A 2,440-nucleotide genomic window follows, 5' to 3' on the forward strand; every position below is an offset into this window, starting at 1 on the left:
TATGCCTATTAAAGTAATAAAAAATTTACCGGCCATTACGAAATTAGCTCAAGAGAACATTTTCGTTATGGATACAGAACGGGCGGAGACTCAACAAATCCGACCTTTGCAAATATTGCTAGTCAATTTGATGCCTACTAAAGAAGTTACAGAAACTCAAATCTTGCGTGCTCTTAGTAATAGCCCATTGCAAGTGAACTTAACATTGTTGCATACTGCATCTCGTAAGGCTAAAAATACAGATGAGCAATATTTAGATACCTTCTACCGCACCTTTGATGAGGTGAAGGATGAGTTTTTTGATGGCATGATCATTACAGGCGCTCCTGTAGAATTAATGCCTTTTGAAGAAGTTGATTACTGGGATGAGTTAGTAGAAATTATGAATTGGGGCGAAGAGCATGTATACTCTACGTTCTATATCTGTTGGGGTGCACAGGCTGGTTTGTACCATCATTTTGGCATTAATAAATCCGTTATGGATGAAAAGCTGTTTGGTGTATACGAACACGATATTTACAATGATCGCCCGGTGCTCTTGCGTGGCTTTGATGAAAAGTTCTGGATGCCACACTCCCGTCATACCACAGTTTCCTTACAACAAATTAAGGAAAACCGAGAATTAGAATTGTTGGCAGGATCTGAACCAACCGGTGCAGCTATCGTTCGTAGCTTAGACAATAAACACATCTTTGTATTTGGTCACGCTGAATACGATTGGGATACACTCAACCGTGAATACGTACGAGATATTAAAAAAGGCTTGGATATTGCGGTTCCTGAAAATTATTTCCCTGATGATGATCCAAAACAACGACCTGTTGTACGTTGGCGTTCTGTAAGTACATTGTTGTTTACAAACTGGTTAAACTACTATGTATACCAAGAAACACCGTACATCATTGAACAAATCCAAAAAATGAAATTTGAACGAGATAAAAATTTAGGTGCTTATATCTAAATTATGATTAGTAGAAATACCCCTAATTACTTTTAATGGTCTCCTATTGTGAGATAGTTTTAGAAAAGTGATTAGGGGCTTTTTTATGTGTAGAAACTGCATATAGCTGTAATTGGCATCTTTCGGATTGTTGTTTTATGAGTAAATACATGTTTGCTATAGCTTCAAGTTATGGCTAACCGTAAAAATTAATAGTAGACATAATTTTTAAAACATAGTAGTATACTAGGTATAAAGAACGAACTCAATTCACAGTTAATATAAAGGAGTTGTTATAATGAGCAAACAATACAGATTTGAAACATTACAATTACATGCGGGTCACACAGTAGATCCAACAGGTTCTCGTGCAGTACCTATTTACCAAACTACATCTTTCGTATTTAAAGATGCTGAAGAAGCAGCAGGTCGTTTTGCCTTAACTAATCCTGGTGGTATTTACTCCCGCCTTGGCAATCCTACTACAGATGTATTGGATGCTCGTGTTGCACAACTTGAAGGTGGTGCAGGTGGTATCGCTGTAGCATCTGGTTCTGCAGCGATTACATACTCCATCTTGAACGTGGCAAGCGCTGGCGATAACATCGTTGCTGCATCCACATTATACGGTGGTACTTATAACTTGTTTACAGCAACATTGCCACGTTTAGGAATCGAAACTAAATTCGTAAACCCTGATAATTTGGAAGAATTTGAAGCGGCTATCGATGAAAATACTAAAGCTGTTTACATCGAATCCATCGGTAACCCTGGTATTAACCTTATCGACGTACAAGCAGTAGCTGATATTGCACATAAACATAATATCATCTTGATCGTAGATAACACATTTGCATCTCCATACTTGTTCCGTCCATTAGAACATGGTGCTGACGTAGTTGTACACTCTGCTACTAAATACCTTGGTGGTCACGGTACAACATTGGCTGGCGTAGTAGTAGAATCTGGTAAATTCGACTATAAAGGTTCTGGTAAATATCCTGGTTTCTCCGAAGGTGACGAACACTACAATGGCTTAGTATATGGTGATTTGCCAATCCCATTCACTGTAAAAATTCGTGCTCAATTGCTTCGTGATACTGGCGCATGCATTACTCCACTTGCAGCATGGCAAATCTTGCAAGGCGTTGAAACATTGTCCTTGCGCGTAGAACGTCACGTAGAAAATGCTCGTAAAGTAGTAGATTTCTTGAGCAAACACCCTAAAGTAGCATGGGTAAGCTACCCAGAATTAGAAGACAGCAAATACAAAGCTTTAGCAGATAAATACTTCCCTAAAGGTGTTGGTGCTGTATTCACATTCGGCGTAAAAGGTGGTAAAGAAGCAGGTATTAAACTTGTTGACTCTTTGGAAATCTTCTCCAACCTTGCTAACGTAGCAGATGCTAAATCTCTTGTTATTCATCCTGCATCTACAACACATGCACAACTTAACGAAGAACAACAAAAATCTGCTGGCGTAACACCAGATATGATCCG

General features: G+C 38.8%; 2 protein-coding genes. Both read left to right on the forward strand.

Going from position 1 to position 2,440, the window contains the following annotated elements; all coding sequences use genetic code 11:
* Window position 1 precedes the first annotated feature (1 nt).
* Window positions 2-961: a homoserine O-succinyltransferase gene (gene metA / locus QZ055_RS09160; RefSeq protein ID WP_119206953.1), complete on the forward strand. Its 960-nt coding sequence runs from the start codon at window positions 2-4 to the stop codon at window positions 959-961.
* A 277-nt stretch (window positions 962-1,238) separates the two neighbouring features.
* The coding region (locus QZ055_RS09165; protein WP_295826423.1) for an O-acetylhomoserine aminocarboxypropyltransferase/cysteine synthase family protein at window positions 1,239-2,440 on the forward strand (1,202 nt) is incomplete at its 3' end.

The organism is uncultured Veillonella sp. (assembly GCF_905209685.1).
GTDB lineage: Bacteria > Bacillota > Negativicutes > Veillonellales > Veillonellaceae > Veillonella.

Excerpts from the sequence above, each read along its gene's own strand:
- metA (WP_119206953.1), top strand. The coding sequence starts at position 2 with ATGCCTATTAAAGTAATAAAAAATTTACCGGCCATTACGAAATTAGCT.